Origin of the sequence: Bacillus cereus group sp. BfR-BA-01523 (assembly GCF_022662615.1) — a bacterium.
Taxonomy (GTDB): Bacteria; Bacillota; Bacilli; order Bacillales; family Bacillaceae_G; genus Bacillus_A; species Bacillus_A mycoides.
Genome location: NZ_JAKUDX010000007.1, coordinates 171349 through 195825, shown reverse-complemented (window position 1 = coordinate 195825; position 24477 = coordinate 171349). Strand labels below are relative to the sequence as shown.

Genomic DNA, 24477 nt, shown 5'->3' with positions numbered 1-24477 from the left:
TACCCCCCATAACGAAATTTTCACCTTTTTACAGTTATTTATGAGAATTCAGCTCATTTTTTCGTTTTGGGGAACAATCAATTTCTTAAGTTGATGGGTATGTGATAATGCTTCCATTTGAACAAATTTTCCTTTTCCATACCAATCACACACCTTTTGTAGAGTAATAGTATCAGCATATCCCAGTTTAAGAGGTTACTTACAAAATATTTAGAATTTTTTTTGCGAGAATCCTCCGAAATGTAATACGGACTTTAAATATTTTCATTTATAATTCTCTATTTGTCTATACTTTTCATACCGCTGTTGTATAAGCTCTTCCGAGGATAATAGTATCAATTTTTTTAGAGATGATTCGATTACAGATTCAATCACTTTTGCCTGTGATTTTATATCATTTTGTGCTCCACCTTTAATTTCAGGAATGATTTCATCAATAATTCCTAAATGTTTTAAATCTTTTGCTGAAATTTTCATATGTTCAGCAGCTTCTGGAGCATACTTAGCATCCTTCCATAGGATAGATGCTGCTCCTTCTGGCGAAATTACTGAGTACCATGAATATTCTAACATATGGATATGGTTACCGACACTAATGCCAAGAGCTCCACCACTTGATGCCTCTCCAATTACAATACAAACAATTGGCACTTTAAGTGTAGCCATTTCAAATAGATTTCGAGCTATCGCTTCAGAAATTCCACGTTCTTCAGACCCTTTTCCTGGATAGGCGCCTATTGTATCAATAAATGTAATAATAGGGCGATTAAATTTATCAGCTTGTTTCATAAGTCTTAGCGCTTTTCTATAACCTTCTGGATGTGCCATTCCAAAATTTCTTTCTATATTTTCCTTTGTATTTCTACCTCTTTGATGACCAATAACCGTAACGGGCATCCCTTTAAATTTTGCAATACCACCTATCATTGCTTTATCATCACCATATAATCGATCACCATGAAGTTCGAGAAAGTTTGTAAACAATAAAGGTATATAGTCCAATGTCGTGGGCCGGTTACGTAGCCTTGCAATTTGAACTCGTTGAAAAGGTGTAATATTAGAATAAATTTTATCTTGCATTTTATTTAAACGTTTTTCTAATACATGAATTTCTGGCGATAAATCTACATTATTTTCTTTCATGATTTTCTTTAATTCATCAAATTTCTCTTTTAATTCAATAATAGGACGTTCAAAATCCAAACTCATTTTACCCTCCAAATGTTATGATTTACCTCACTCTAATCAAAAGGCTTAGAAATAGAATCAATAAATAATTCAAAACCATCCACAACTATTTTTTGTTCTGATTCTGATAAATTATTGAGAATACTTTGATAAAATGTAATAGATTGCTCTCTTAAGCAATTAACAGTTATGTGACCTTTTTCTGTGAGGTGCAGAAAAAGTTCTCTTCTATTTTTTTCATTTACTTCACGATAAATAAGCCCCTTTTTTACTAACTTATCTACCAATCTACTTACAGTTGAAGTCTCTAATCTAAGTTTATTGGATAGTTGCCAAACAGTTAATTTTTCCACCTCTAGTTCCTCTAACGCCATCATTTGAGAAGTTGGTAAAGGTTTTTCAAATGGTCCATTGGGCAAATTTTGAGATTCAAAAACCCCAGTTATTATAATCATTTTCTTAATATCTGTTCTTAGTTTTAAGGCATCTTCTCTTTTCAAAAAGGTCACCCTCCTACAATTAATGTATCATACATCAATTGTATTATACATGAATATGTTTTTTTCACAAACTTAACGTAAGCCAATATTACAACATGGACGAGATATTTCTTCTTGTTAAAATGGTATAAGTGGATTGTTTTCTACAAATGGCAGAACATCAATTATGTATCAGGGGCCTTTATGGGGTACCGCTCATCGCAATCAAGCTAAGAAAATAAAACTACCCAAAAAACGAAAATTTCATCTTTTCATAGTTGTCCATAGAAATTTAGTCCATTTTGGGGAAGAATGTATTTCTTAACTTGATAGCGGTGTGGCGATACCTCATTTAGAATGACTAGTATATGCTGCTAGTCTTTTTTTATTAATTTACAAATTGAAGTAATAAAGAAAAGACACCCTAAGGTGCCTTCCTCCGACTTGAACCACTTTAATTTTAATAATATGTATTGGACATTAAGCAAACACGTCCTATAAAACAGAATCATTTATTTTCATCAGATTGTTAGTGTACAAATACAAGAGAATCGAGATCATTTGTTTGGCTAGATTAAAGCAACGCCACATCTATATGGTTGAGATGTGTTACGCCTTCTAATCGAAGAATCTGCTTTATAGAACGTGTCCACAAGTTATATTTTACTACATGTAATATTTATTTGGTGTAATTTTACCGAATATGTATAATTGCATTAAGTTTACAAGAAAATGAGAGTATACTTTGGTATTGTGTAATAAAGATAAAGCCCACCTACGGAAATAGGTGGGCTTTTTAACGCATAAAGAAAAGACACCCATATAAGAGTGTCTTTCCCAATAGTTTTTTAGCAGAAGCAGCTAGCTCCAACGATGATTAATAAAATAAATAATACAACTAATAAAGCAAAGCCACCACAACTACCACCAAATCCCATAATAGTTCCTCCTTTAGATAGGAGGGGAAAACACGGGGTCATTCATGTATTTTAACAGGTTACTTTACCTTATGTTTTTAGGCATTAATTGAGCAGGTCCCTTTTTCTTTATAATTTTGCGGTTATTTTCTTTTGTTTATTAAAGAATTTTTGCATTTCGGGACTATTTGGAAATATCTCTTCAGCTTTATAAGAGTGAAAGTCTACTGGCTTAATCCGTTGTCATTGTGTTAATTTTTCTTCGCCACGCATTACTCTAAGTACGCGCTGAACAGATTTAGGAAGTTCGCTTATTTGAATTTTAGTCATAATATCAACACCTCACTATTTGAATCATTATAAAAAGAATAATTCCTTTTTTTAATCATTGATCCCTTTTCTTTGCGATTCTTGGACCAAAAGTTAACCCGACAAAGAAAACTAGGAACACATAACCAAGAACATAATCTACTCGGATTACAGCTTCTCTATTCATAAAATACAAAACAAACAGTACGACAAAGGCGATAAAAAGACTAAGGGCGAAAATTTGAGAAACAATTCTAAAAGTTAAACTTTCAATTCGTTCGTCCGTTTCTGGTAGTGGATAAGCACCAGATTCATTTTTCTTCTTAAAAAACAATCTTCCTATAAGCCCGAAAATTGCTGAGAAGATAATAAATCCTATTACATACTGAAGACTCAATTCAATCCCGCCTTCAAAATAGAGAAGTACAGCTCCTATTAAACAAAGAACAGTATAAGACGTCATTCTTTCCATATTTTTATTTCTCATTGTTATTCCTCCCCAGTTTTATCTAATTGAAATAAGTCCTCCACTTTACAATCAAAAAACTCACATAATTTTAGGGCTAATTCTAAGCTGGGGTTGTATTTATTCTTCTCGATGGCGATGAGGGATTGCCTGGTGATATTAACAGAGGAAGCTAATTGCTCTTGGGTGATGTCTCTAATAACACGGTATTGTTTTACTTTGTTTATAACCAAATTCACTAATTCTCCTTTTTGTAAATTTGTTACATTTATTTTATCCAATTTAAGTAAAAATGTAAATATACATTTACAAAAAGTATATGAAACTTTACAAAAAGTAAAGGAAACACTACATAAAATATTAAAACCACCAAGTTTATTTTACTTGGTGGTTTTGTTGCCCTTACGGCTTATATTGTGTTGTTTTTCTTTTGCTTATTGAAGAAACTCAGTTATTAGTATTAGGGGTACCGCCAGCATTTCGGAAAAAAACCAGGCTAAGAGTATACAAGATTTTATACAGTTTTTCTGCTAATCCAGTAACCTAAAAACCATGCCAGGATAGGAATGTATAAAAAAATGCATAGATCTATAGAACAAAAAAAGGAGATTTACTTATGAGATTAGGGTTCCTCCTTATTCTTGCTACTGATAATGAGACGTTATGCAATCAAAATACCTTTCATTATCTATATTCTTGATGTGGTACAATCTGGATAAAGGGTAGAAGGAGAAAGACAATGAAAGAAATCATTAAAGAGATTGTTTCCCCAAACAAAAGATACAAGGTTCAAGTTATCAAACGAAATAATGGCTTTTTCACTACAGAAGTTTTTGCTTGGTTTGAGGATTACGGATATGAGTATTGGGCTCCTATTAAACAGGGAATATCGTTAATTGATACAGAAAAACATGCTATAGCCATAGCAATGGAAGATTTAAAAGTGTATTCAGGTGAGAATGATTAGTAGTGTGGATTACACTTATCTCTGAATAAGAGAGGGGATTGCTGTAATATTAAAAATTAGCTTCCAATAACGGTAATTATGTAAATGAGCTGTCCATATGGACAGCTTATTGTATTTTTGCTTAGCGTGGTTTTTTTGATGCATGTTGATCGTTTTTATCGTTTTGGAGTAACTCGTCCTTGTTAGCTTGATGGATATGGGGTATTTGCATTTCTTATCTTGATGGCAATGTGAAACTATCCCTAATATAAAAATACTTTGTCTTTACAAATAATACTCAAACATTTTTGCAACCTTTTCTTTCATTTTTTCTTTTATAGATAATTGATTGACGTCAGAGGATGTTACTTGCTTTGAATTTTGTAAGTCTGCATTAATCACTGGTTTTATTCTCGAAATATAGATAGGGTCATGAATATAACAGTTCATTTCTTCATTTAAATGAAACGAGCGTGAATCAAAATTCACGGTCCCAACCATCAATACTTTTTCATCAATCAAAAATACTTTACCGTGTAACACCCCATTTTTATAACCATATACTTCCATCCCCTGTTTTAATGCTTTTCGGATATATGGATATGCTGCTTCTTTAACTAATAGTGCATCCGAATGAGGTGAGAATAGAATTTTGACACGGACTCCCCTCTTTCTTGCATCTACTAATGCGTTCCAAATAGTTCTGTCTTTTGGTATAAAATAAGGTGTTAATATAATGATGGATTCTTTTGCTTGTTGAAACAGCATTGCATAATCTTGCCCAAGTTTTTCTCCACTATAATATGCAGTAAATCGTTGCGAGGTTGCTCCCTTTTCCTTTACCGCATTGTGTATCGGAATCGGTTTCTCTGAGTTTTTATTCCAGTCTAATACAAATTGGTGTTCTAAATCTTGAACTCCTTCTCCTCGTATTTGAAGATGATAATCTCTCCAATAACCAAGTTTTTCTTTTTCCCCCAAATACTTCTTTCCGATGTTGAATCCGCCAATGTAACCAACCTTTCCATCAATAATTGAAATACGACGATGATTCCGATGATCCAAAGAAGAAAAAAGATAAGGGAAAACAGGTTTATTGTAATATGTAAAATGAACTCCTTTTTTAACTAATAATTCTCTTTCCTTTTTCTTTAGTAAAATTCCACCTAACCTGTCCACTGCATAGTATACTTCTACACCTTCCTGACTTTTTTTCCGCAATAGCTCTAGAAACTGATGACTTACTTTATCATCAGCAATAGAAAAAAAGTTAATATGCACGTAATGCTTTGCTTTCTCTATATCTGAGAATAATTGATTGTTTAACTGTTTCCCATCTGTATACATAGTAATATCACTTTGACGCATAGGGTATTGACTAGAATTCTGGCTAAATACCCCATTTTTTTCGGCTATTGTTCTGTCAATTTCCCCCCAAACAAACAGAACTAAACATCCACCGATAAATATAAAGAGGAATACTCGGAAAATTCTTCCTATCTTTTTCAGCATATTTAATCTCCTTTATATATTATCGTTTGATTTCTGTTAGTTTTTGTTATTGGGACAAAACTATTCCATACATCTATTAGCTAAAAATTCTCCTTTGAATGATTAACTATAAAATTTCTCATTCGCACACCCCTAAAATTGGAAATCGTATTATGATAACAAAATAGGCATTCTATATTTTGAAGTACATTTACAAGGAGGAATACTACATGACAGTAAGTACTAAACTTAAACAAACTATCGCTGGATTAAAGGGTGCTCAAGCATGCCTAGAAGGATTTGTTCTTGATACTGATAACAAGCAAGCAAAACAATTATATAAAGGTGCAGCACAACAAACTCAAGAAATTATTGAATCTTTAAATCCTCGTCTTCAACAAATTGAACATGAAGAGCCTCAGTACAAGTAATAACATAATACCTTTCACATAGAATATCGTCCCCATGGAAGAGTGCCCAGCTTAAATAACGATTATCATAATGCTGATTACGATTAAAGGGTATCGCCATATGCCCATCAACTTAAGAAACGGAATACACAATCTGCGTATGCTTTTATGAAACGACTCGTTCAAACTTTTGGAGAACCAACGGTTCTGACAACAGATAAGGCCCTTTCTTTACTTTGTTCACTCAAAAAATTAAAGGTGAATGACTTTTATAAAAGTACTACTCATTCTACAATCAAACATTTCAATAATTACATAGAACAAGATCATCGCTATGTAAAGCGCCCGTTTGCTAAATCCTCAGGATTCTAACACTTCGCATAAATCTGTCCTTATAGGTCAAAATATGTAAGGTATTGTGCTGGAATGCACTTGCCTATTCTAAATAAGGAGTGAGATGAGTGGCTGATAAAAACGAACGTAACCGTGTTGATAATGATGCTGGCGAAGCGGTAGGAACTGGCGTCGGTGCTGTCGCTGGAGCTGCCTTGGGTTCTGTTCTTGGTCCACTTGGTACCGTTGCAGGAGCTGTTGCAGGAGGAGCGATGGGTAACAAAGTCGGCGAAGGTGCCGATGAGGCTAATGACAGTGTTGCGAACCGAGAAGATTAGACTTTAACCAAAGTGACACTGAATGAATTGGATTCCCAAAAAGGGAGTCCTTTTTTTATTAAGTTAATTCAGCTTTTTTAGGTAAATTCCCAGTAAGATTGTGAATCAATTCACTTAAAGTAACGTGTGCGTTAGTTCAACAAGCTATAAGCAGCAATCATAATCATTTTCTTGGTCTTCCGCAATCCGGCGCTATTGCTGAATAAACCTTAGATTATCAATCGACTTTATTGTTATATTTTTGAGTACAGTGAAGTATCTTATATCGGAAATTAAACAACTATATTTTAACCCCGTCCTAAATTTAGAACGGGGTTATGCTTGTTTTAGCTTTTTAAATTTAATAGCACCACCTAAATGGAAGTTTTATCTCGAAACGAAGAGGTAACTCCAATTCTAAAAGAAGGGCCTGAAGTGTTTTGGAGTTTGTAGAGTTGATAGATGCTTTAAAATATGTTTCACCAAGTCGTGATAAACCTTTTAAAGCTTATAAGCATATTACTGAAAATTGGGATGATAACTGGGATAGTTTAAATTCACAGTGGAAAAATATAATTGGAAGATTATCAATTTCTAGTGTCCAAGGTGAAGCATTCAAGGAAGTTACTAGTACCATAGAAGGTTTCTTTAAGGAACAGGAATGACTTAATAGTCATTCCTGTTTGTTTTTTTGCGGTATCAAGTTAAGAAGCACATTCTTCCCCAAAAATCATAAAAATGAACTTCGGTGCTATAAAAAAATTCAATTTAGGGAGTACTTTAAAATCTTAGCTTGATGGCAATGGGGTACCGCCACATCGCTATCAAGCTAACAAAATAAAATACCCCTTAAAATGAAAAAATACGCTTTCTTTCTATAGACTTATAGGAAAGGATGGCGTTTTTTTTACACTTGGGGGTAAAGCAAATTCTTAAGTTGATGGGCATGGGGTCACCATATCAAAAAAAGAAAATTGTACGTTTAGACACAATTTTAGATAATCCCCTATACGTTAAGTTGTGGCAACCGAGATATGATAAAATGTTTAATCAAAAATGTAGAGGATTTACAATATGAGAAGTGTGCCATTAAAGGAGAGTGTATACGATGAATAGCGTCAATATAAAATTGAACCCTCAACTGAGGAGAGCATGATATTTCTAACCTTCAACCCATGTCACTTTCCTCTCTCCACTTTTTTAATTTCTTATTAAATAATTTGATAATAACTCCATAAACTAAACGTACTTGTATCTCATAGGAGTGTATTATTCGTGAAAAAAAATTGGATAGTCCTCATTCTTTTAATCATTTCCTTTTGTTCCACACAAACACCCATATATGCTTTTACAGATAGTCGTAAGGCATATGAAAAAACAGGGAAGGTAATTTGGGAAGTAAACACAAAGGAAAAAATAGTTGCAATAACATTTGATGATGGGCCTCATCCTATTTTCACCCCTCAAATACTTGATATTTTAGCTAAATACAATGCGAAAGCAACCTTTTTCGTAGCAGGTAATAAAGTTAAAAGGTTTCCTGCTATTTTAAAAAGGCAAGTAAAAGAAGGACACGAAATTGCTAATCATACTTATAATCATATTTATGATAAAAATATTACCGCCGCTAAATTAACTGCCGAATTAGATCAAACGGATAAAATTATCAAGCAAATCACTGGCTATAAACCAACTCTCTATCGTCCAGTTGGAGGCCTTCACAATGATTTAATTATTAATACAGCTATACAGAATGGGAAACTTGTTATTCTATGGTCATGGCATCAGGATCCTCAGGATTGGAGAAATCCAGCAGCTAGCAAAATTTCTAGATATATAACAAAAGGGGTTAAACCCGGAAATATCATTCTACTCCATGATTGGAATGGGAGCGAATTTTCTCAGACATCTCAGACAGTTGAAGCATTAGAACGTATCATGAGATATTTATACAGAAACGATTATGAATGTGTAACAGTATCTGAAATGCTCTATCGTTCCATAAAAATAATTCCCTCCCCCTTTGATCCTTTTTATCAGTGAATCTAGGCTTATTTACGGAAATTTATGATAATTTTCTAGAGGGGGTATCGCCACATGCCCCTCAAGCTAAGGTTGGGTATTCCATGAACTTCCGTTCTTGTTGCCTACATGCTTGATATTTTGTTTATTTGTTTTTAAAAATACGCATTCGAAATAAACCTTGATAAGGTGTATTTTTAAAGGTTATGCAGTTTTCTGCTTTAGATTGGATACAGTGTGATAAACAACGCCTAAAATATCAAAGACTGTCTTTTTCTCCTATCGATGGGATTTCCGTCCGTTTTTCTGTAAGAGGTCAAACAGACGAAGGAAAATTTTTGATACTTCTTGGGTGTCTTGTTGTATAGCTTCATATACTAAGTACAGATGATCTTGAATCATATAAATTGCTTTATATTCACTTAATTCTTTTTGTTTTTCTTGTAGTAACAGCTGTCGCATTTTGAACATAGTGGAAGAACAAAGAAAAATAGCGATTAACTGTCCATAAAGATGACATTCTAGACGCTCTCGCTTAATATTGTGACAATGATTGATACCAAAAAGAGATTTCCATGTTTTAAATACAATCTCTATTTGCCAACGTAGAGAGTAAATCTCGTGAACATGTTCCATCGGAACAATTTCCCATGGGATGTTGGTAATATAAACATTGATTTCTGTTAAACGTTTACTTTTTTCAGAGTATGTAACTCCTTTTTTCTTTTCAACATAAGTTTGTTGTTTCCTACGTTTGTGAATTTGAGTTGATGTGAGTCTATATATTACAACTCGTGAGGGTAATTTTTGTTGTCCAATATAGGCATTTTGAATTTCATAAGTATCTCCTGGTTTTATCTGATGCATAATATCTTCAAGATCAAGCAAAACATATAAAGATTGCTTTTTTACTGTCCCATTCCGAAAGAATTCTGGAGATTCATTTTTTACATATACTCTATTATTTAATTTTAACCGTGAAACATAGAATACTCCCCGTTGATCCATCTGATCTAAATCTTTTAGAGAAAAGTATCCTAAATCTCGAATACATAAATCTCCTGGGCATAAGGTATCCAAACACTCTGTACCAAAGGTTTTATCATTATTTTTACCTGGTTCCATTTGAAAATTGAGGAATTTTCCACTATATAAATCATACTCTAGTTGAATCTTAATACCAGCTGTCTGTGCACATCCTCCAGAACCGGGATAAATAGAAGCTAAATGGTTGGGTACTTGAAAAATAGTAGCATCTAAAATACGTATACGTTGAAAATAAGAGGTGTATTGGTTTGAGATTTGAGACGAATCGTTTAATTTACTTTTGATTAAAAGAGAAAATACACACTGTAGAAATAAAACAGCGCATCGGTTAAAACGTTGATTAAGCCCTCCTGGACTCATAAGTGTAGCTGTATTTACATAAAGCAGCCAAATCTTGTGCCACATATTTACTTTTACGTTTTACAAAACCTGTTTCCTGTGCAAGTTGTTGAAGGGTATCGGGAGATAAGTGTCGCTGTAGTTCTTCAGCAAACAAATGAAATTCATCTTGAATCGAAAGATTCATAAAAAACGCCATCCTTCCTGTATATTTCTACAAAAAGAATAACGCTTTCTGTGAATTATGGATATAAATTTATCTTAGGTTGATAGTGATGCGTCAGTGCCCCCTTTATATCATTTATTGTTGATTATGCACTTGTCTTGATGATGGAATATCCGTATTAAAGAAATCCAAGTAGTCGTGTAAATGGTAATCTGCTACATCACTTTGTCCTTGATACATGCAGGTTACAATTCCTAATTCTTTTGCAGGTAACAAATCTAGTTCCCTGTCCCCAATAGCTAAGTCAATTCTGTGCTTCTGATGCAAGTGAATATAAGATGCTGGATTAGGTTTGCGAGGAAAACCATCATCAATTGTAACCATATCTACAAAGTATTTGTCCCAGCCATAGTATTTTAAAATTTCTAAAACGCCATCTTTATGTTTATGTGTCATGATTACATTCTTATCCGCGAACTTTAAGATCTCTTCCACACCATGAAATGGTTTCATATCTTTTGGAGACAATTTTTTCTTTAATCTTTTAATCTTTTCTTTCTGATCGCTAGAGATATTATAGTAGTCCACGGCGTGGGAATATGAAATTTTCAACTTTTCATAAATTTCCTGTTTGTCTACCGCTTCTCCTAGCACTAAAGAGAGCATTTTCGTATAAGCAGGATATGTATCAAATAAGGTTCCGTCAAAATCCCATAGAATATTCAATTAAATCACCTTTCTTGTAGTTATCTTGACATAAATTCGACAAAAAAAATGTAAACTCCTTTTCTTAATATACTACTATGTTCCAGTTAAGACAAAGAATGTATAGACAGGCTAAAATAAGGAGTTTGCACAGTTTACTCAAAATCTTCGTTTTAGGGCAATCTCAAATTCTTGACTTGATGGGCATGGGGTAGCACCAACATTGCCATCAACCTAAGAAAACAAGTCACCCCCAAAACGATAAATAAGCTTTTTCATTACAGGAAAGCCTAAAAATTTCGTTCTGATGGTGTAATAAAACCTTAGCTTGATAGCGATGTGACGGTACCCCTATAGGTAGTTACTTTGAGAAGTCAGCTCATTTTTTTCGTTTTAGGGCGTTTATTTTTCTTAAGTTGATGGGCATGTATGGTGACCCCTTATAGTACGATAGGGCACGTTAATCGAGGATGAAGGCATGAAGGCTAACGACTCTGATTTTTTTTAAATATCCCTAACAAAAAAATTGGATGTAAATACCAAATGGCTAAGTAAAGCCTTTTTAGAAACAAGCACCAAATCAAGCGCATATTTTCACTCACACAGGTAACATTAGTACTTGTAAGATCCAAACACATCCCTTAGGAGGTTTTCATCATGGGCTTTTTTGATTTATTTAACGAAGAAGGAACTCAAAAGGAAACTCGAAAAAAGGTACGTGAAGTAGATCGCTCTGCCGATACAGAATTTGCAGCAGAAGACGTACATCTTGATCTTCGTGCTGAAGAATTGGAGATCGACAAACACCGTGTGGAGACTGGTGATGTGACGCTTCATAAGGACATTGTTGAGGAAGAACAATCAGTAAATGTCCCTGTTTTACATGATCAAGTCGTTATTGAACAAAGAGCCGTTGATCACGAACCAACAGATGAACCAATTACAGAAGAAGAAACGATTCACATTCCAGTAACTGCTGAAAAAATTGATGTAGAAAAGCATACGGTCGTCACTGGTGAAGTCTCTGCTCATAAACGTTCGGTTCAAGAAATAGAACAAGTACGCGACGTACTTCGTAAAGAAGTTGCAGATGTTGAATCGCATGGTAATACAGATATTATCAAAGAGGACTAATTGTGCCTACCTACTTAACTTCTAGTTAAGTAGGTTTCTTTCCATCCTCATATATAAAAAAGAACTTCAGGAGGTCCTATGGGAAAGTATATTACTATTGGTGTGATAATCGGTAGCATAATCGGTTGGGTAACAGGTTTTACAATCGTAACAGGACTCGTTATAGGAGCAATCGTAGGCGGCATTAGTTATACAATGAATTCGAGAAGGAACATCGACAAACCGACTAAAAAAACAAATGAAATTAAAGAAAAAACGCTTCAATTACGAGAAGAGCAACTGGAAATAAAAAAAAAACGAGTACAAATAGGGGAGGTAAAGGTTCATAAAGAAGTCGTCGAAGAACAGAAAACGTTCACTGTTCCTATTAAGCGTGAAGTATTAGTAATAGAAGCAGGAAATGAGGAGGAACTTCGAATTCCTCTGAAAGAAGAAGAAATTGAAATAAACAAACACCCCGTGCAAGTAAATAAAGTATTGGTTACAAAACGTCAAATAGAAGAAATAAAACAAATAAAGGAAAAGCTAAAAAAAGAAACAGTACAAGTTTACGTTACAGGTGATGATGCGGATGTCATAAAAAAGCCGCCTTCTGTAACAAAGGACTAAACCATTTCCCGCCTTATTCGGGTGGGATAGGTGAAGGCGCTAACCAACCCCTACTCCTTTTACGTAACCTTCGAGACCACCTTCGCCTCCAACAATCAACAGCGCTGCATTTGATAACACTATTGCAGTCAACTGCATCACAATCGAATGAGGAGGTAACTCATCAAACACAATCGAATGAACTTTTTCATGTTCTAGAGCCTCATCAGCCTACATAAGACCTCAAGATTTTCTGTTTTTTCTCTTTCAAAGAAGTGGTACCGTCTCCCCAATAGGAAGACAAAGATAATTTGTGGTGAAAATTCGCTAAATATTGCTTGATATGGGGTCTCGCCACATCACCATCAAGCTAAAGAGAAATTGTATCCATAAAACGAAAAAACGTTATTCTTTCTGTAGAATCATAGGAAAGGATGGCGTTTTTGATATGAACTTATCTATTTCTAATGAACTAGAATTGTTTTCTAAAGAGTTGCAGCGATATATGTCACCTGATGCTTTAGAGCAATTAGCTAAAAATGTAGGATTTGTGAAACGAAAAAGTAAATACCGCGCACAAGATTTAGTGGCCCTATGTATTTGGTTAAGTCGAAACATAGCCCATACTTCATTGACACAATTATGTAGTCAGTTAGAAGCTAACACAGGCATTTCTATGAGTCCAGAAGGACTCAATCAACGTTTTAATTCCCAGGCTGTTCTGTTTTTACAACAGCTCTTAGCATATTTACTTCACCAACAAGTTGGTTCTTCTAGCAAGATTCCAACTTTGTATACAAACTATTTTCGACGTATTCGTGTATTGGATTCTACACATTTTCAGATTCCAGATAAATTCACTTCTACATATCAAGGTTCAGGTGGTAGTGGTCAAAATGCTGGCGTGAAAATTCAACTAGAGTATGATTTACTAAGTGGTCAGTTTCTACATGTTCATGTAGGATCAGGAAAGCACAATGATAAAACGTATGGTTCTACTTGTTTAACGTCCCTTCAACCGAACGATGTATGTATACGTGATTTAGGATACTTCGATTTAAAAGACTTACATACGATAAAAGAGTGTAATGCTTATTTTATTTCAAGATTAAAGTTCAATACACGTATATATCAGAAGAATAAAGAGCCTGAATACTTTCAAAATGGAACAATAAAAAAGCACTCTGAGTACATCCAATTAGATATGGAGCAATTCATTGACCAATTACAGTCAGGTGAAACATATGAAATTCCTGAGATTTATATTGGAATGTATCAAAAGCTTCCTGCAAGACTAATTTTGTATAAATTAACTGAAACGCAAATGAAACGTAGACAAAAGGATTTAGCATCTAAAGAACACAAAAAGCAAATTACCTATAAAGAACGCAGTAAACTGCTTAGTGCGATTAACTTTTACATTACAAATATCCCTTCGGAATACCTACCAAAAGAACAAGTATACGATTTTTACTCTTTACGGTGGCAAATTGAACTTATCTTTAAAACATGGAAATCATTTTTTCGTATTCATCACTGTAATTCTGTAAAATTAGAACGATTAGAGTGTCATTTATACGGACAGTTAATTAGTATCCTCCTTTGTTCCTCCACTATGTTTCAAATGCGCCAATTACTCCTCACCAAGAAGAAACGAGAGTTGAGTGAATATAAAGCGATTTATATCATCAAAGATTATTTTCCACTTCTTTATCAAGCTTTACAAAAAGACACTCAAGAGATATCAAAGATACTACTTCGTTTGTTCAATCTTCTACAGAAAAATGGGCGAAAACCCCATAGGTATGAGAAGAAAACAGTCTTTGATATCTTAGGCGTCGTATACAACTTTTCTATGTCCCACAATCAAGTAGCGTAATCTAAAAAAATTATAACCCGATAGGGTTTATTTAGTATGCAAATATTTAAAGAACTTACACTGGACCTTTAGAAAAAAGAAATAATCTCACGTGAGAATAAACTTATATAATCTTAGCTTGATGGGCATGGGGTGCCGCCAACAAAACGCAATTTCGTACGCTAAGAAAAAAGCTTTGCTACATAGGTAATGTAGCAAAGCTTTTTTAAGTTGTTTAATTCTCGCTCCACGATCGGCTTTGTTAACTAACACTTTAATTATTTTAACAGCCTTTTGTTTAATTCCCACAAAGCCGTTTTGTTACTATCCCATTTTAAAAGCGTTACGGCTTCCTCAAAGCACAACCATTTATAATTGAAGTGTTCTTTAGATAATTTAATATTTTTTGTAGGAACTTTAACTCCAAAAGAAAATTCTTTTATTACATAAACATCTTCGCCCCAAAGAAATTCACCAACTACATCCTCTACTGGTAGTGAAGACACAGAATCTAGTTTTATATATGGACTTTCTCTTGTAATACCAGCCTCTTCAAACGCTTCTCGTTTTGCTGATTCAATAGGAGTCTCACCATCTTCTCCACCACCAGCTATTCCTTGCCAATAACCATAATCACTTCGATTAAAAATGGCATATTGAATGGAATCGTCAGTTTTTATATAAGGAAATATCAATACTTGATACGGTGCTCTCATTGCTTAACCTCCTTCCGAAAAAATATGAACAATTTATTCACTAACTTGCTATTTTAGTAAATAAAGTATTTGCATTTAAACTTTATAAAACTCAAATGTATTTTTTTCTAAACATATTGTTTCATTGGAATTTTTAATAATAATATCAAAACGTTGACTATACGGATGCATAAACACTTCATACTGAATCCGACGTTCTTCATGAGACTTCCTTAAGTAATTAATATCGGCTCCTCTTTCAATAATATCACGGCTAGACCTTCTCATTAATTCTGTTTCTCCATCTGTATAGAAGTAAATTTTCAAATCAAATAAATTTGGATTAATAAATGCGACACTCATTCCTTCTACAATCGTCACCTTATTTTTCGAAGAAATTAACTCACTTTTTATATAATGTGTATCCATTGTATAAAAATCTAAACCCGCTCTTACCATTTGAACATCTCTTTCTAATGCAGACAAATGATGGGCTGATGGATGACAAGCTGTCATTTTATCATAATGATTTTCATTCTGATATGTATAGTGGATATTTGTATACTTTCGTACATTTGAACTAACAATGTATGGATCTGTATTAATATAACTCACTTTATTTTGATTTAATTGGTTTATGAGCTTATTGGCGAACGTTGTTTTTCCGGCAGCACCGTGTCCTGAAATGCCAATAACAATCTGTTCATCGGTCATACTGATCCAATTTATAATTTCTTGTAATAACTTTTTCATTATTCTCCCCCTGTTACTAATATATCCCCTTATTTACTTTATCTTAATATAGAGGTATTCTACTGTAAAATCATATATGAAGCGAAAAAATGGTATGATTATCCATAATATCATCTCTATTTTTAAAAAACTATATTAATTTTCGAAGGATTTTATTGTTATTTTGGGTAGTACCCCTACTAAACGAGCAATTATCTGGTGTCAATTTACATTTAAGGTTGCCCCAGCCATATTTGCATAAGATGGGCCTGCTGCTTGCATAACTATTGCGGTCATTACTGGAACCGTGACACCTACTCCTAAATTGATTATTGAGAAAATAATTGCTAATAACAAATATGGCGCATATGGATAAATTAACCATAACTTCCTTTTTTGTTGTATGATTAATTAGGTGGTATTATTTCTAAAATTAATCACGGAATTTCTTTAGCAAATCCTGAACTGTTTAATAGCTTAGCCGAAAACTGGATTGAGCATGATGCCCTGCCGAAAGAAGTAAAAGAAGTTAATTAAGTTCTCTTTTAACCCTAGATACACAGAAATATATGTTCTAGCTCCCTTAAATATTGCAAGGAGGTGGTGAAATTATGAATAAAAAAACTCGGTTTATATTTACTTTTTTAGCTATTTTAGTAGCTGGTTATGCTGTTTTCCAATATTTTATTATGGATGGATTTCAAGCAGGGTTTGTTCAAATGAAGCTTATGTTTCTATCTAAAATGAGTGCGTTTTGGTACACTATGTTATTTCTACATATTGCAACTAGTGTAGTAGCATTAGTAATTGGTCCTTTTACATTATCCACAAAATTTAGAGAAAAGAATATCAGTCGCCATCGAATGATTGGAAAAATCTATATGATTGGTGTATTACTTGGCGGCGTTTCAGGACTTTATTTATCCTTTTACGCTACGGGAGGATTAGTAGGAAAGCTTGGTTTCGGTTTGTTATCCGTATTTTGGCTAACATCGGCATATCAAGCATTAAACAGAGCTAAGAATAAAAAAATTCAAGACCATCGGAATTGGATGATCAGAAATTATTCCTTAACCTTTGCGGCAGTTACATTAAGAATTTGGCTACCTTTATTTGTATTGCTATTTGGACTGAAGCATTTCGAACTTAGTTATGCTGTTATTGCTTGGTTAGCGTGGGTGCCAAATTTAATCATTGCAGAATTATTTATAAGACAAAGTCTTAATAAAGGACAACAACAGATAAATGCTGATTTACATTTTTGATGTAATTTATACGTAACTCGGCTGAATCCCTTGATGGCAACCCAATGTCTTCCCACCCTACATAAGAAAATCACCTTAGGGTGTCTTTTTTTATTTTCAAAAGGACCTGCTCAATTCATGCGTAAAAACATACAGTAAATTGAATCCGTTAAAATACATGAGTGACACCTTGTTTTCTCCTCTTATCTAAAGGAGGAAGAACTATTATGGGCTTTGGTGGTAGTTGTAGTAGTTGTGGCGGTGGCTTTGCTTTATTAGTTGTATTATTTATTTTATTAATCATAGTTGGAGCTAGCTGCTTCTGCTAAACAAACTATTAGAAAAGACACTCATATATGGGTGTCTTTTCTTTATGGGGTAGCGTCAGAAAAATGCCGATTTACAACGTTAAGGAAATTTCAATATTAAAAAGCCTAATTTCTCAATTAAATATGAAGAAATTAGGCTTTTTTTCATTTAGTGATGAAACCCATTATCACATTTCGTATCATGTGGCATAGGCCCGTCCAGGGAATCCAGAAAGGCAACGGTCTGTTTGAGGTTCCTCAAAAATAAATGCGCGAGATCCATGGAAAATCCATTTCGAACCACAACGCGCATAATCGTCACCGCTTCCATATCTGGAGGCAATGGATAGGCGGGTACTTGCCAGCCAAACACACGCAATTGTCGAGATAAATCATAAAGATTCCAGTTTAATGTGTAACCATCTTTCAGTCGCCAAGCGAAAACCGGAATATCCGAACCATCGGACAAAAGTTCGAACGGTTCCATCTTCTGAATCGCCTTGCTAAGAAAAAGAGCGACTTTCTGAGAAGCCCTTTGGACATCATAGTACCCACTTTTCCCCAAACGTAGGTAATTGTAATATTGCAGGAGCACTTGTGCGCCAGGACGAGAGAAATTCAGGGCAAAAGTCGGCATGTTCCCGCCCAAATAGGAGACACGGAAGATTAGATCCTCAGGGAGATCTTCAGCTTCCCGCCAAATTATCCAACCCAATCCAGGGTAGACTAATCCATATTTATGTCCGGATACATTAATGGACTTCACCCTCGGTAATTGAAAATCCCAGACTAAATCTGGCTGAAGAAACGGTGCTATAAATCCCCCCGAAGCCGCATCCACATGCATGGGAATGTCGAGGCCCGTCCTCTCCTGCAAATCGTCCAACGCTTTCGCAATGGCGGCAACCGGTTCGTAAATCCCGGTATAAGTCTCACCGAGAATCGGTACCACACCAATCGTATTTTCATCCACGGCAGCGAGGACCCCCTGAGGATCCAATCGGGGATGCTCTGGGCTAACCTTCACATAGCGTGGTTCAACCTCCCAATAGTTCGCGAATTTTTCCCACACGACTTGAACAGCAGAACTAAACACAATATTGGGCCGATCCACCGGCTTCCCTTCGCTTTTGCGTGCATTTTGCCAGCGTCTTTTTAACGCAAGCCCCCCGAGCATACATGCTTCCGACGATCCAGTTGTTGAAACGCCCATAGTCGTAAGGGGGGTGGGCGAATGCCAGAGGTTTGCTAAAATGCGGACACACCGCTCCTCAATTTCGGCTGTCTGTGGATATTCATCCTTGTCAATCATGTTCTTGTCGAATGATTTGGCATATAAGTGCTCTGCGGCAGGCTCCATCCATGTGCTAACGAATGTTGCAAGATTCAAGCGTGCATTGCCATCAAGAGCAATTTCATCATGGACGATTTGATACGCTGTTTCTGGTAACATGCCTTCATCAGGCATGTGAAAGCGCGGAACGACTGATTCTCCTTCGCGGGCAAACAGAGGATTTACAGAAAATTCGTGAGGCAGCTCCATTTGCACGTGACGCGGTAGATATTGTGGATTATCTGGCATGATCTCTTTTCCTTCGTATGCATCGTTTTGAACTTCTGCTTTTCGATCCTGTGGCATACAAGTCCCCCTTAATTAATTGTTTAACAAACATATTATTTACAAAAAAACATTTGTTACACCAAGGGGACAATGCTAATAAAAGGTGCTGCCACCATTCGAATTAAAGGAGAAGCCATGAATGGACTTGCAAGAGCTATTTTCTTCGGAAAACAAGGTGAGCTTAGGGAACAAACCATACAGCATCAATTGCAAAGGGTCAGTGCCTTAAACCTAATTATCAATGCCATCAGTATCTGGAATACTTTACATCTAACAAAAGCAGTTAAATGTCAAAAACGGATAGGTAGTTTTAATGAGAACTTATTGCATCATATGTCACCTTTAGGTGGGGAACATATCAATTTACTAGGAGAATACCATTTTAATTCAGAGAAAGTGGTCTCATTAGATTCTCTAAGACCATTGAAACTTTCTTAGTGTTGTAAATCCGCATTTTCCTGACTCTACCCCATGCCCATCAAGCTAACCAAGTACACCATTTACAAATTCAAAAGAATCCCCCTCAAAGCATCAGCTTTAAGGGGGTCCTCCTAGTATTTTCTCTCTTCATACAATCGATTTGCTTTATATGAGAAAAAGAAAAACATACCAATCGCAGCTGGGATAAACAACCATGAAATGCCCCTCATTAATGCAAATGGTGTTTCAAATAAAAATGATCCTAAAAATGCTGCGCCGTGCATATCCCATAATCCTGGTGTATAGTATAGACCTTTCGGATTTAACATCACTCCTAAATCAATTGTATTATTAAACATAAATAGCATTAATAGAGGAAAATAACATATTGCTAATTCTAAAAATGTCTTAGATAAACGTTTATACTTCCCTGCTCGTGACATTTGATCTGAAAAAATGTCATCTTCACTTTCCTCATCTATCTTTTTAAAATATTGCGTGCCTGCCCACCATTTACCGGCTATATGCTTCCAGCCACTATCTTCAAATAACGTACAGTAATTAATAAAATCTTTTCTTCTATTAAATATTCTATAATCTATTTTAATTGTCGCATCTTCCGGTTCTGCGATTCTAAATTTATAACCGAATGTATTACTTTTTAGTTGATAGCCTTTCCAAGCCATCTCTTCTAACCATTTTTCCTCTTTCTCAAAGTCCAAAAAGAATTTCAATCTCCACATCTTCGCTTCCCCCTAACTATACATTTAATAAGCTTTTTGTAACCCCAATAATGTGCTGCATTCTCATAAAGTCTAAGTGCAATACTTCCTTCCCGCGTTCCGTAATGACATACACTTTTCTTCGTTTATCTTCACTTTTTACCGATTCTATTAACCCTTGTTTTAATAAATTTTCAACCGCACCATACAATGTACCCGCTGCGATTTTCACTTGATGATTACTAAGTTCCTCAACCTTTTGCATAATTAAATATCCGTGTGCTGGCTCTAATAAAGCTAAAAGAACGTAATACGTTGTTTCCGTTAATGGTAAATTTTTATCTCTATTCATAAAGACCTCCAATGTAACGATGAATATATAGCCAAACTATATAGTTTAACTGTATAGTTTCATTTTATACAGTCCGACTGTATATGTCAAATTAAGGTATAAAAAAACAACCTAGATCCTTCATGGATCTAGGTTGTTTTTAATACATAAACGTAATCGTCACCAAAGAATACCCTTCTTTTGCATTAAACGGCTCCGCTTTATAAGAAACACGGTTCGCTCCTTGCGGATAACCGATTTCTCCAATTACTTTTTTCACATCTTGCAATGCGCCATTCATTGATTGTTTATAAAGAATTTCAATCTTTGCTGACTTTGTGCCATAACGTTGCTGCATTTTATTTTTGAATTCATTATAGTTATTTGCGATATATTCATTTCCTAAATAATTTAACTTTGTATCTTTCAATATTTGCTGATATGCAGGTGCTTTCGTACCACCTGTCGCAATTTTATTTGTTAATGTACTATAATAGTTTGTTGTAGCTTGCGGATAGTCCACGCGGTTCCACTCATGATTTCTTGCAATTTGCTCGTCAGATAAGTTGAAATAAGAATATGTTACGCGGCCTTGTTCATCTGGCACTGGATCATCAAATGTCGTATCAAGATGGTACCACTTGTTATCGATTTTCACTAAATTCCAAGCATGAGGCTGACCGTCTCCAGTTCCTACTACAAAATGATTCTCAATTCCAGCTTCTTTTAATAATTGATAGGTTAATAGTGTGTAACCTTGGCAAACGGCAGAACGATTCGCGAGTGCCTCATATGCTGTATACGCTTTATAAGACGTATCGTAAGAAACATGTTTTACAACATAATCATGAATCGCCTTCACTTTTTCATGATCATCCATCCCGACTTGAATAATAGAAGAAACGATCGCTTTCGCTTGTTTCATCACATATTCTGTTTGTTCTTTCGTTTCACGATATGTAATATTTAGCGTAAACGTATAATTCCCTGGCGATCCAGATAGTGAGTACGAAACATTCGATCTATTATAATTTGTATACTCATTTTTACTTGCGACTTCTTTATATGCGGTGAAAAGTGTATTCATCAATTCTTTTGTATTACTGTTTTTCGTTTTATATGGAAGTGTAATATTCGTTTCATACGTATTAATACGCGTTTGTACTTCATTTTTGAATGCTGCTAATAATGCCGCATCTCCTGTATCTTGCACCGCAACCTCAGGCTTTTTATATTTCAATGCATTATATAAAAACTGTGCATACTGTTCACGCGTTACCGTTTTAGCTGGTTCAAATTTCCCGTCTCCTGTACCAGATGCAATCCCGTTTGACTGCACCGCACTAATCGCATTTTCTGCCCAAAATCCATTTGGAACATCATTAAATGTATGTTTTTGTTTAGCTGAAACTTGGAACGCATTTTTAATAATTTGCGCCATTTCTGCGCGGCTAACAGAATCTTTCGGTCTAAAACCGCCATTTCCATCACCTTTAAAAATCCCCAATTTCGTTAACGTTAAAACCTCTTCCGGAAACATTGTAGAACCTGAGCGAATATCTCCATACGGATTATTTAAAGTAGACCCATCTTGTAATACATAACGAGCAGCATCATTACTAAACGTACCGCCTTGCTTATTCGGTACTAACACACGATAAATTAAAGCTGCAACTTGCTCCCTCGTCGCAACATCACCAAAACCAAACATCCCATTTCCATAACCTGAAATAATATTTTTGCTCGCTAAGTCTTTAATCGCAGTATATGACCAGTGCGATGTTGGTACATCGGAAAAAGTACCCGCTTCAGCAGCTTTCATCTCACCAACATTTGTATATAATAAAGCGCTACCAATAAGTGATAATGATGTAATTGATTTTAATAGTTTTATGTACATAATGCATTCTCCCAATACGTCTTCTATTTTTTGTTGTTTTTTGTCGAAAAATCTAAAATAATATAACAAAACACATTATACAATCAAAACTTTTCGGAGGATATACTGAATTTCAAAATATGCAAAAATTCATATCACTATAGGGATTCATACTGATATTATGCTATTTTACTTGCGAATATATAAAGTGAAGGCTAATAATCAGTGGGGGTTTACGGGCAGTTGATCTCCCACCTAACTTCTTTGCTCCAGCCGCATTTTAAGGTGGGAGTTTTACTGCCCACAAATAGCGGGATAAATAAAAAGAAAAATACTAATGTAACATTGTAAATATACATATCGCTTTTTGAGCTTTTATTTCGCTAAAATGTAGCCTAAAAAACAATGCTATCTCCATTAAAATCACAATATAATCCTGAGAACATACCTTTTAACATGATTCATTGTAATTAACTTAACTTTTTATTTGCTAAGAAACTTTGCAACAGAACCTAGTAAAGTCTCAAAAAACAACTTATTATCAATCAATATTTAGTAAAAATATATTGATTCTTTAGAATTTCTTTAATTTTCATTATTCTTTATTTAAGGTTATCCTTTATATTTATAATGTGTTTATTTGAATTTATCATATTGAGGCAGAGTTTCACATGACTATAAGCAATTCGAAAAATGGAAAAAACAAGGTCCCCATTAGATTAATTATACTGTTTTTTTGCGTCTTTTATCTATTTATGTTAATTACTATGCAGCTAAGAAAAGTACAATTTATTGATGGATATACATATAAGAATGTAGTTAAAAAACGAGAGAATGCGACAATTAATATTACAGTTCTGTGCGGGAAAACTTGGGTAAATTCAAAGGCATTAATAAGACAATTGATTGGGATCGTAATTACGGAAATGGTAACATATGAAAACGATGGAGAGAGGAAATAAAATGAATTTAGTGAACTTACGCCCTAAACAGCGGTCTAAGTATCGCATTCTACTAGGGACATGGTATTACTCTACAAAGAGGTACATTCAGTGGTTAGCAGATGGAAAAACATATGCAAAAACGTTTCAACAAGAAAAGTTACCCTATACAGCGATTCAGCATCGAACGATACTACTTCGTAAGCTCAAAGATGTAGATATGTGGTATCAACAGAATAAAGTTGTTAATTTGAAGATTGCTATTAAACAACTAAATGGTATCGTCATTAGACCGGGAGAAACATTCTCTTACTGGCGTTTAATAGGTAAGCCTACGAGGAGAAAAGGGTATGTAGAGGGCATGATACTACACTATGGATCTTTTCAAGCAGGCATTGGAGGAGGGCTTTGTCAGCTTTCAAATTTAATATATTGGATGACCTTACATACACCATTGACAGTAACAGAGCGATATCGTCATAGTTTTGATGTCTTTCCTGATTCCAAGCGGACCCAACCATTTGGAAGTGGAGCGACTTGTTCTTATAATTATTTGGATTTACAAATCAAAAATGAAACGGACCAATCGTATCAACTTCACCTTTATATTACAGATAAGCATTTAGTCGGTGAGTGGAGAATTGCCCATCCGCAGCTTTATCAATATGAAGTATATGAAAAAGAACACTCAATCCAATCTGCATACTGGGGTGGTTATATACGACATAATGTTATTCAACGTAAAGTATATACTCAACAGAAACAGTTTATAGAAGACCAATATGTAACGGAGAATCACGCTATAATGATGTACGAACCACTATTAGCTTATAATAATGAGGAGGGTGAGTGAAGGTAACATTGGTGTA

24 protein-coding genes and 5 pseudogenes are annotated in these 24477 nt (G+C 34.8%); 15 read left to right on the top strand and 14 right to left on the bottom strand.

Translation table 11 applies throughout. The features are described 5' to 3' along the window. Positions 1 to 264: 264 nt before the first annotated feature. The 5 genes from MR066_RS19045 to MR066_RS19025 all read right to left on the bottom strand — a co-directional run bounded on the left by MR066_RS19045 (position 265) and on the right by MR066_RS19025 (position 3640). Positions 265 to 1209: an acetyl-CoA carboxylase carboxyltransferase subunit alpha gene (locus MR066_RS19045; protein ID WP_000050726.1), complete on the bottom strand. Its 945-nt coding sequence runs from the start codon at positions 1207 to 1209 to the stop codon at positions 265 to 267. 32 nt (positions 1210 to 1241) lie between these two features. After that, positions 1242 to 1688, bottom strand: coding sequence for a MarR family winged helix-turn-helix transcriptional regulator (locus MR066_RS19040; protein ID WP_000817662.1), 447 nt, complete (start codon positions 1686 to 1688; stop codon positions 1242 to 1244). 827 nt (positions 1689 to 2515) lie between these two features. Beyond that, positions 2516 to 2605 carry a YjcZ family sporulation protein gene (locus MR066_RS19035; RefSeq protein ID WP_100248506.1) on the bottom strand — a complete coding sequence of 30 codons (90 nt, stop codon included), beginning with the start codon at positions 2603 to 2605 and terminating at the stop codon, positions 2516 to 2518. Between the two features lie 364 nt (positions 2606 to 2969). After that, positions 2970 to 3380 (bottom strand): hypothetical protein, encoded by a 411-nt coding sequence (locus MR066_RS19030; protein ID WP_002188570.1) that lies wholly within the window; start codon positions 3378 to 3380, stop codon positions 2970 to 2972. A gap of 2 nt (positions 3381 to 3382) precedes the next feature. Beyond that, the gene (locus MR066_RS19025; protein ID WP_033670057.1) at positions 3383 to 3640 is read right to left on the bottom strand and encodes a helix-turn-helix transcriptional regulator; all 258 of its coding nucleotides are present in this window, start codon (positions 3638 to 3640) and stop codon (positions 3383 to 3385) included. Positions 3641 to 4098: 458 nt separating this feature from the next. Here MR066_RS19025 and MR066_RS19020 point away from each other — a divergent pair, with 458 nt between their 5' ends. Further along, positions 4099 to 4326, top strand: a complete 228-nt coding sequence (locus MR066_RS19020) for a hypothetical protein (RefSeq protein ID WP_193663883.1) — start codon at positions 4099 to 4101, stop codon at positions 4324 to 4326. Between the two features lie 264 nt (positions 4327 to 4590). On the opposite strand, the gene MR066_RS19015 is transcribed toward MR066_RS19020, so the two are convergent. Beyond that, positions 4591 to 5817: a phospholipase D-like domain-containing protein gene (locus MR066_RS19015; RefSeq protein ID WP_242248192.1), complete on the bottom strand. Its 1227-nt coding sequence runs from the start codon at positions 5815 to 5817 to the stop codon at positions 4591 to 4593. 209 nt (positions 5818 to 6026) lie between these two features. Between MR066_RS19015 and MR066_RS19010 the strand changes: the two genes are divergently transcribed. From MR066_RS19010 to MR066_RS18990, 5 genes and pseudogenes are all read left to right on the top strand, one after another. Next, positions 6027 to 6227 carry a DUF1657 domain-containing protein gene (locus MR066_RS19010; RefSeq protein WP_088030966.1) on the top strand — a complete coding sequence of 67 codons (201 nt, stop codon included), beginning with the start codon at positions 6027 to 6029 and terminating at the stop codon, positions 6225 to 6227. A 114-nt stretch (positions 6228 to 6341) separates the two neighbouring features. Next, positions 6342 to 6575, top strand: a pseudogene (locus MR066_RS19005) (DDE-type integrase/transposase/recombinase); the annotation flags it as partial. 92 nt (positions 6576 to 6667) lie between these two features. Beyond that, entirely contained in the window at positions 6668 to 6877 is a 210-nt protein-coding gene (locus MR066_RS19000) for a glycine zipper domain-containing protein (RefSeq protein WP_000764044.1), read from the top strand. A gap of 419 nt (positions 6878 to 7296) precedes the next feature. Then, positions 7297 to 7521, top strand: coding sequence for a hypothetical protein (locus tag MR066_RS18995; protein WP_242248190.1), 225 nt, complete (start codon positions 7297 to 7299; stop codon positions 7519 to 7521). Between the two features lie 610 nt (positions 7522 to 8131). Beyond that, positions 8132 to 8899, top strand: a complete 768-nt coding sequence (locus MR066_RS18990) for a polysaccharide deacetylase family protein (RefSeq protein ID WP_088032069.1) — start codon at positions 8132 to 8134, stop codon at positions 8897 to 8899. A 183-nt stretch (positions 8900 to 9082) separates the two neighbouring features. Here the strand turns inward: MR066_RS18990 and MR066_RS18985 are convergent. Together MR066_RS18985 and MR066_RS18980 are read right to left on the bottom strand one after the other, a co-directional pair. Continuing rightward, positions 9083 to 10451 (bottom strand): annotated as a pseudogene (locus tag MR066_RS18985) (IS4 family transposase). 114 nt (positions 10452 to 10565) lie between these two features. After that, positions 10566 to 11156 (bottom strand): HAD-IA family hydrolase, encoded by a 591-nt coding sequence (locus tag MR066_RS18980; protein WP_242248188.1) that lies wholly within the window; start codon positions 11154 to 11156, stop codon positions 10566 to 10568. A 636-nt stretch (positions 11157 to 11792) separates the two neighbouring features. On the opposite strand from MR066_RS18980, the gene MR066_RS18975 reads away from it, so the two are divergent. From MR066_RS18975 to MR066_RS18965, 3 genes are all read left to right on the top strand, one after another. Then, positions 11793 to 12269 carry a YsnF/AvaK domain-containing protein gene (locus tag MR066_RS18975; protein WP_016119337.1) on the top strand — a complete coding sequence of 159 codons (477 nt, stop codon included), beginning with the start codon at positions 11793 to 11795 and terminating at the stop codon, positions 12267 to 12269. A gap of 78 nt (positions 12270 to 12347) precedes the next feature. Beyond that, positions 12348 to 12878, top strand: coding sequence for a YsnF/AvaK domain-containing protein (locus tag MR066_RS18970; protein WP_242248186.1), 531 nt, complete (start codon positions 12348 to 12350; stop codon positions 12876 to 12878). A 427-nt stretch (positions 12879 to 13305) separates the two neighbouring features. Beyond that, positions 13306 to 14736 (top strand): IS4 family transposase, encoded by a 1431-nt coding sequence (locus MR066_RS18965; RefSeq protein ID WP_242248184.1) that lies wholly within the window; start codon positions 13306 to 13308, stop codon positions 14734 to 14736. A gap of 257 nt (positions 14737 to 14993) precedes the next feature. On the opposite strand, the gene MR066_RS18960 is transcribed toward MR066_RS18965, so the two are convergent. Further along, complete coding sequence (locus tag MR066_RS18960; RefSeq protein ID WP_001202613.1) at positions 14994 to 15431, bottom strand: NUDIX hydrolase; 438 nt, start codon at positions 15429 to 15431, stop codon at positions 14994 to 14996. Positions 15432 to 15506: 75 nt separating this feature from the next. Next, the gene (locus MR066_RS18955; RefSeq protein WP_002202909.1) at positions 15507 to 16163 is read right to left on the bottom strand and encodes a uridine kinase family protein; all 657 of its coding nucleotides are present in this window, start codon (positions 16161 to 16163) and stop codon (positions 15507 to 15509) included. 393 nt (positions 16164 to 16556) lie between these two features. Between MR066_RS18955 and MR066_RS18950 the strand changes: the two are divergent. The 3 genes and pseudogenes from MR066_RS18950 to MR066_RS18940 form a co-directional block, all read left to right on the top strand. Beyond that, positions 16557 to 16679 (top strand): annotated as a pseudogene (locus MR066_RS18950) (alpha/beta hydrolase); the annotation flags it as partial. A 74-nt stretch (positions 16680 to 16753) separates the two neighbouring features. Then, the gene (locus MR066_RS18945; protein WP_242248182.1) at positions 16754 to 17407 is read left to right on the top strand and encodes a DUF2306 domain-containing protein; all 654 of its coding nucleotides are present in this window, start codon (positions 16754 to 16756) and stop codon (positions 17405 to 17407) included. A gap of 206 nt (positions 17408 to 17613) precedes the next feature. Beyond that, complete coding sequence (locus MR066_RS18940; RefSeq protein ID WP_000505688.1) at positions 17614 to 17715, top strand: YjcZ family sporulation protein; 102 nt, start codon at positions 17614 to 17616, stop codon at positions 17713 to 17715. A 148-nt stretch (positions 17716 to 17863) separates the two neighbouring features. Here MR066_RS18940 and MR066_RS18935 read toward each other — a convergent pair whose 3' ends face one another. Beyond that, positions 17864 to 19333: a glutamate decarboxylase gene (locus MR066_RS18935; RefSeq protein WP_001135424.1), complete on the bottom strand. Its 1470-nt coding sequence runs from the start codon at positions 19331 to 19333 to the stop codon at positions 17864 to 17866. 105 nt (positions 19334 to 19438) lie between these two features. On the opposite strand from MR066_RS18935, the pseudogene MR066_RS18930 reads away from it, so the two are divergent. After that, a pseudogene (locus MR066_RS18930) lies at positions 19439 to 19753 on the top strand (Tn3 family transposase); the annotation flags it as partial. A gap of 113 nt (positions 19754 to 19866) precedes the next feature. On the opposite strand, the gene MR066_RS18925 reads toward MR066_RS18930, so the two are convergent. From MR066_RS18925 to MR066_RS18915, 3 genes are all read right to left on the bottom strand, one after another. Beyond that, entirely contained in the window at positions 19867 to 20478 is a 612-nt protein-coding gene (locus MR066_RS18925; protein WP_242248181.1) for a DUF2812 domain-containing protein, read from the bottom strand. 16 nt (positions 20479 to 20494) lie between these two features. Beyond that, on the bottom strand, positions 20495 to 20809 hold the full coding sequence (locus MR066_RS18920; RefSeq protein WP_001078068.1) for a PadR family transcriptional regulator: 315 nt from the start codon (positions 20807 to 20809) through the stop codon (positions 20495 to 20497). 139 nt (positions 20810 to 20948) lie between these two features. Next, the gene (locus MR066_RS18915) at positions 20949 to 22688 is read right to left on the bottom strand and encodes an S-layer homology domain-containing protein (RefSeq protein WP_242248179.1); all 1740 of its coding nucleotides are present in this window, start codon (positions 22686 to 22688) and stop codon (positions 20949 to 20951) included. A 650-nt stretch (positions 22689 to 23338) separates the two neighbouring features. On the opposite strand from MR066_RS18915, the pseudogene MR066_RS27315 reads away from it, so the two are divergent. Together MR066_RS27315 and MR066_RS18905 are read left to right on the top strand one after the other, a co-directional pair. Beyond that, positions 23339 to 23542 (top strand): annotated as a pseudogene (locus MR066_RS27315) (hypothetical protein); the annotation flags it as partial. 88 nt (positions 23543 to 23630) lie between these two features. Next, complete coding sequence (locus tag MR066_RS18905) at positions 23631 to 24461, top strand: VanW family protein (protein WP_002087231.1); 831 nt, start codon at positions 23631 to 23633, stop codon at positions 24459 to 24461. Positions 24462 to 24477 lie beyond the last annotated feature (16 nt).